The organism is Collimonas fungivorans, from assembly GCF_028292705.1.
Taxonomy (GTDB): domain Bacteria; phylum Pseudomonadota; class Gammaproteobacteria; order Burkholderiales; family Burkholderiaceae_D; genus Collimonas; species Collimonas fungivorans_B.
The window spans coordinates 1-5,365 of sequence record NZ_JAQGLV010000045.1 but is presented as its reverse complement, the minus strand read 5'-3'; the positions used below and the strand labels follow the sequence as shown (position 1 = coordinate 5,365).

Sequence of the window (5,365 nt, the reverse complement as noted above, 5' to 3'; positions counted from 1 at the left end):
TCCAGCGCGTTCGAAGCGATATCGCGCAGCATGCAAGGCGCATCCAGCAATACCAGCGACAAGGGCGCGCCAGCCGGCCGTTGCGCCGCATCCTGCGCCGGTCCGATCCAGCACAATGGCAAGTCGGCGACCCGTTGCGCGTTCAGCGCCGGCGCGCCGCTTTCCCACAGCAAAGCCAGGTCGATGCGGCCCAGGGTCACGCGCTCGCGCAGGTCCGTGCTGCGCGCAACGCAGACTTCGACCCGCACTTTCGGATGGGCGCGCATGAAACGTCCCAGCACGTCCGCCAGCAACGCTTCGCCGAAATCTTCCTGCAAACCCAGCTTCACCTCGCCTTCCAGTTCGACGCCGCGCACCGCGCTGGCGGTTTCGTCGTTGAGATCGAGCAAGCGGCGCGCGTAACCCAGCAAGATCTCGCCGGACTCGGTCAACGCCAGGCCACGGCCAGCTTTACGGAAAATCGGCGCGCCGGCCTGCTCCTCCAGTTTCTTCAGCTGGGCGCTCACCGCTGACGTAGAGCGACCCAGGCGGTCGGCGGCCTTGGCGTAGCTGCCGAGGTCAATGCCGGTGGTGAAGGTGCGCAGCACGTCGAGGTCAAAACTGATTTGTCGCATGACAACCATCCTGTTTTTCAAAACTGTTTGTTCGAAACTATCTGATATTCAAAAGTATCGCGCAAAGCGATACTCGCCGCAAGCGCTTAAATCAGCACAGATATCAGCGCATATCGCTACAGGAGAATCAAGATGTCGTCATCCGCCGTTGCCACCGCTGCAAGCACCAATGCCCGCCGCCACCGCTGGAAGGTGCTGGGCGTAGGCGTTGCCGCCAACGCCAGCTTTTCAGCCGCTTTCAGCGGCATTCCGACCACCGCTGTCCTGATACGCTCGGGTTACCACCTCGACAACGCGGAACTGGGACTGGTGCTGGGCCTGATGGGTCTCGGCATCGCTTTAAGCGAACTGCCCTGGGGCTTGCTGACCGACCGTTGGGGCGACCGCCCAGTGCTGTTGTCGGGCCTGGCTACCACCGCCGTTGCGCTGGCCTTGATGGCGTTGTTTGTTGCGCCCGGCCCAGGCCATGTGCCCGGCCTGCCGTTGCTGGCCGCCGGCTTGCTGCTGGTCGGCCTGCTCGGCGGCAGCGTCAACGGCTCCAGCGGCCGCGCGGTGATGACCTGGTTCGGCGAAGGTGAGCGCGGCATGGCGATGAGCATCCGCCAGACCGCGGTGCCGCTGGGTGGCGCTATCGGCGCCCTGATCCTGCCGGCGCTGGCTGTTCATTTCGGATTTGCCTCGGTGTATGGCGTGCTTGCCTTGTTCTGTGCAGTGACGCTGTTTTTTACCTGGTTATGGCTGTATGAACCAGCCGCAAGCGCTGCAGATAAAACACATGCAACACACCAGCCAACGACGCCGGCGCCATTGAAGGACCGCCAGCTGTGGCGCATCGTCGCCGCGATCGGCATCCTGTGTGCGCCGCAGTGTTCGATCTTGTTCTTTGGCGCCGTGTTCCTGCACGACTTCAGCCACGCCGGCATCGCCGCCATCACCATCGCCATGGCGACGTTGCAATGTGGCGCCATGATCATGCGCGTATGGAGCGGCCGCTGGACCGACCGCAAGCGCAACCGGCGCGAGTTCCTGCGCTTCTGCACTATCTCCAGCGCCATCGCCTTCGCTGCGCTGGCCGCACTGGTGACGCTGGCCGGCCAGTCGCCGAATATCGGTCCCGTGATGGCGACACTGCTGATCGCGATGCTGGTGCTGACCGGCGTCAGCATCTCAGCCTGGCACGGCGTCGCCTATACCGAACTGGCGACCATCGCCGGCGCCCGCAACGCCGGCACCGCGCTCGGCATGGCGAACACCAGCGTATTCGTGATGTGTTTCCTGACGCCGCTGGCGATCCCGCACATCCTCACGTTCGGCAGCTGGTCGGCGGTATGGCTGCTAGGCAGCGCATGCGCGCTGGTCGCCTTGCGGTTTTTCCCAAAACCTGGGCAAGCGATGCCGGCTAGCGTGCCCTGCCCGCAATAATCGGCTGCGCGCATGGCCAATCAGCTGTTGGCTGGAAGCAGTTTATGGATCCGGGCATCAATTCCCGCTTTCGGCCAGCAGGCGCCGGTTGAGCAACCCGGTGATAGTCCGTTACAGACGGATTGCGGTCACTTGACTTCGCTGGAACGCCAATCAGTTCTATGCAAAATGCGTTCTTCGCCTGTATTGGAACGAACGGCGGTTCAGGTGGTTATCATAATAACGATATGCAGCGTGTAAACGTCCGTTCAAGGCCACATGCACCGCCAAACGACCGCTCCTGGCTACTTGATGCGGCGCCAGACTGAAATCGGAATCAGGCCGTCTGGCCGCGGCGGCACCTGGTAGCTGAGTTCGTCGCCGTGCAGTTCATAAATGCGTTTCTGCTGCGTCCCCTCCCAGTTTTTATAGGCCGAACTCTCGATGTTATAGACCAGCGTGTGCGTCATCGTGTCGATCATAAGGGTGCCGAAATGGGCGCTCGTTCCCATGACGGCAGACTCGAACTCGGCGGCGGTACCGGTCTTCTTGTCGCCGGAAGCGAACAGCGGGCGCTCGGACTTATAGATCTGCGCGCCGTAGCGGCCGTGGTTATCAATCAGCAGCAATCCTTTCGGCGCGTCGCCATAATCGTGCGTTCTGCTGCCGTCCGGATGTAGCAGATCGGCTGCCACCAGGGTCCAGCTGCCGGCCAGCGGAAACGGCATTTCGGTAGCCGCCTGGGCGGCAGGCACCCACAAGATCGCGCCTGCGCAGAACAGTTTAGACAGCAGTTTCATGATTCGAATCTCCAGTAATCGTGTGGCAGATGGGTACATTAACGCCGGACGGTACTGAATGGAATTAGTGAAATACGCACGCGATCCTTGCATATTTGCACAGCGGTCTGAGCCATGCACACGGTCCCGACGCGCGGAGACCATCATCCGTGATGAAGGCCATCTTTAGCAATGCACTAAACGTGGGAGTTCAAACGTCTGCGGGTAAAAACAACGCAACGATTTCGTCGGCGACCGCACGCACTGGAGCAGAGCGCCGCACGTCTTCATGCATGATGAGCCATAGTTTGCGCTTCACCGGACACACTTCCGTATCGACAGCGACCAGGCCGTTGCGCTGGAAGTCAAAAAAAGAATGCGGCAAGACGGCAAGACCGCAGCCGGCGACTGCAGACTGGAACAGTGTGCCGAGATCGTTCGAGCGCAGGCAATATCGACGCTCATCTCTGATTTTATCCAGCCACAGTTGCTGCGGGGCGTCGCGTAAAAGCTCGTCGTAACCGAGAAACTCCCATTGCTGCGGGTTGTGCTCGGCCAAATATTGGGCATTTGCATACAAGCCATACTCCACGCTGGTCAGTTGGCGCACCGCCAAACCCGGCGCGGTGGGACGATGAAAACGCAGAGCGATGTCAGATTCGCGCCGCATCAGGTCTGTTGTCCGCGTTTCGCCGCGCAAATCCACCTCGATTCCAGGAAGACGCCTTAGCATGTCCTTCAAGCGTGGCGCCAGTACATATGCCGCCAAGGCCGGGGGCGCCGAAATGCACACCACGCCGCTGAGCGATGCGGAGCCGCTGGCAACACGCATCAGTCCGTGCATGTCATCCGCCATCTTGCGAGCATGCGGCACTAAAGCGCTACCCATGGTGGTCAGTGACCAGCCCTTCGGAAAACGATCAAACAAGAGCAATCCCAATGCAGCTTCAAGGGCATCGATGCGCCTTGCCACTGTCGTGTGTTCGACTCCAGTCGCGCGCGCTGCGCCCGACAGAGTTCCGGCGTCAATCAACGCCAAAAAATATCGCAGGTCGTCCCAGTCAGGTGTAAACATTGTGCAATTATGCACCTATCCTTCGCAGATTTTGCTAATTTCGTTCAACGTCGCAAGCAGTTATTCTTAACTACGTGCTACTTTGGTTGGAAACGGCAATGAGCAATTCACTTGAAAATGGGACGGTCGCAAGAGCAAAGAATAGCGTCGGTAATAGTTGCTCGGCTGCTGAAGCCGTTCGTGTTGTAACTGCACCTGTACTTACGAATAGTTGTTCGGACGAGATGTCTGCGGAAGTCGAGGGATTGGCCAGCGACGACCCGGCCATAACGGCGGCATTAGCGCATGCCGGGAGCATAAGCCTCTGGTGCTTACTACCGCCGGGGCGGATTCATCGTCGTTCCCAATGACAGGGGCCGGGCTGGCTAACATACGAAATGAATTGTGAAAACCCCGACTTACGCATGATTTCGTTTCGCAATTCTTACGTGAGTTTGCTGTTGCCCGTTGAGTACGTTGCCAGAAGCATCTGAGGTCGCTGGCGCAGAGGCTCTCCTTCCAGGGGAGCAGCGACGACACCGATGCGTTGTGCTCCACACGCAATGTAGAACGGTTCGGCGTACGGTTCTGCATCGATCGTGAGGTTCTCCACGCCTTGTCCGGCGGCCAGTCCAGCCGCATGCCGCAGTAGTGCCCTGCCGACTCCACGCCCCATGCAATCCGGTACGACCCATAGATGCTCGAGCGGCCATCCGGACACAGAGTCTGTCGCGCAGAGTGAATAGAAACCGGTAATCACGCCATTGAGTTCGGCAACGTAGGTGAACGATCGCGCGAGATAGGTCCCTGTGACCGTCAAGTCTTCGCGCCACGCTTCGAGCTGGGTCACGGTGTACGGCCAGTGAGCCTTGGCTTGGTGTGCTACGGTAGTGAGTATGGGTGCCTCGCATTCGAGGCCACGTCGAATTTTCATAGGTACAATTAGCGCTCCATCAGGCTGCTGCCGACGCTCGCTCTTGGCAGTTCGGTTTTTAGCATAGCGCTTCTTTCTGGTCGCGGCAACACATGGGTTTTCACCCCGCACTTTTGTCAATCCGGAGCTAATCGAACAAGATGGACTGCGAGTTCGATCAACTTAGCCGCCCTTCAGCGAAGCATCTCCGTCCAACGCCAACGGCAGCGCCCTGGCCCATCGGTTCGCCGAGAGCGAAAATGTCAGCGAGCGAACCTGGTGGTACCACCCCGCCGGCACATACAGGAGCTCGCCGGGTTGCATGATGCATTCGATCATTGTCGCCTGGCGGGCAAGCGGAAATTTCTCGAAATCCGGCGCCTCGGGGTCAAATGGCGAGCCGAACAGGATGGCGTTCGCCTCGCGAGGGTAAAGGAATTCGTCGTGGTGAGGCGGCGACAGGAAAATACGCTTGGCGCCCCAGATCTGCGCAAAAATATTATCGTCATAGTCGCAATGCAGCGGCGTCACCGTTCCTGAGGGGCCAAGCCAAAAGCGCGGCGGGCCCATTTTATTAAAATAGGCAGGCCAATGGCACAACGTA

Annotated in this window: 6 protein-coding genes; 1 reads left to right on the top strand and 5 read right to left on the bottom strand. The window is 59.5% G+C overall.

Annotation, left to right across the window (positions count from 1 at the left end):
• Nucleotides 1-614, bottom strand: a 614-nt coding sequence (locus tag JWQ61_RS02235) for a LysR family transcriptional regulator (protein WP_304359078.1), incomplete at its 3' end; no start/stop codon positions are given.
• A 132-nt stretch (nucleotides 615-746) separates the two neighbouring features.
• Between JWQ61_RS02235 and JWQ61_RS02230 the strand changes: the two genes are divergently transcribed.
• Nucleotides 747-2,036, top strand: a complete 1,290-nt coding sequence (locus tag JWQ61_RS02230; RefSeq protein ID WP_304359077.1) for an MFS transporter — start codon at nucleotides 747-749, stop codon at nucleotides 2,034-2,036.
• Between the two features lie 284 nt (nucleotides 2,037-2,320).
• Here JWQ61_RS02230 and JWQ61_RS02225 read toward each other — a convergent pair whose 3' ends face one another.
• From JWQ61_RS02225 to JWQ61_RS02210, 4 genes are all read right to left on the bottom strand, one after another.
• Nucleotides 2,321-2,815, bottom strand: coding sequence for a lipocalin-like domain-containing protein (locus tag JWQ61_RS02225; RefSeq protein ID WP_304359076.1), 495 nt, complete (start codon nucleotides 2,813-2,815; stop codon nucleotides 2,321-2,323).
• A 190-nt stretch (nucleotides 2,816-3,005) separates the two neighbouring features.
• A complete protein-coding gene (locus tag JWQ61_RS02220; protein ID WP_304359075.1) occupies nucleotides 3,006-3,869 on the bottom strand; it encodes a LysR family transcriptional regulator in 864 nt (287 codons plus the stop codon).
• 424 nt (nucleotides 3,870-4,293) lie between these two features.
• Entirely contained in the window at nucleotides 4,294-4,698 is a 405-nt protein-coding gene (locus tag JWQ61_RS02215) for a GNAT family N-acetyltransferase (RefSeq protein WP_369684871.1), read from the bottom strand.
• A gap of 246 nt (nucleotides 4,699-4,944) precedes the next feature.
• A partial coding sequence (locus JWQ61_RS02210) for a cupin-like domain-containing protein (protein WP_304359073.1) occupies nucleotides 4,945-5,365 on the bottom strand: 421 nt, incomplete at its 5' end.

Excerpts from the sequence above, each read along its gene's own strand:
- JWQ61_RS02230 (WP_304359077.1), top strand. The coding sequence starts at position 747 with ATGTCGTCATCCGCCGTTGCCACCGCTGCAAGCACCAATGCCCGCCGC.
- JWQ61_RS02225 (WP_304359076.1), bottom strand. The coding sequence starts at position 2,815 with ATGAAACTGCTGTCTAAACTGTTCTGCGCAGGCGCGATCTTGTGGGTG.
- JWQ61_RS02220 (WP_304359075.1), bottom strand. The coding sequence starts at position 3,869 with ATGTTTACACCTGACTGGGACGACCTGCGATATTTTTTGGCGTTGATT.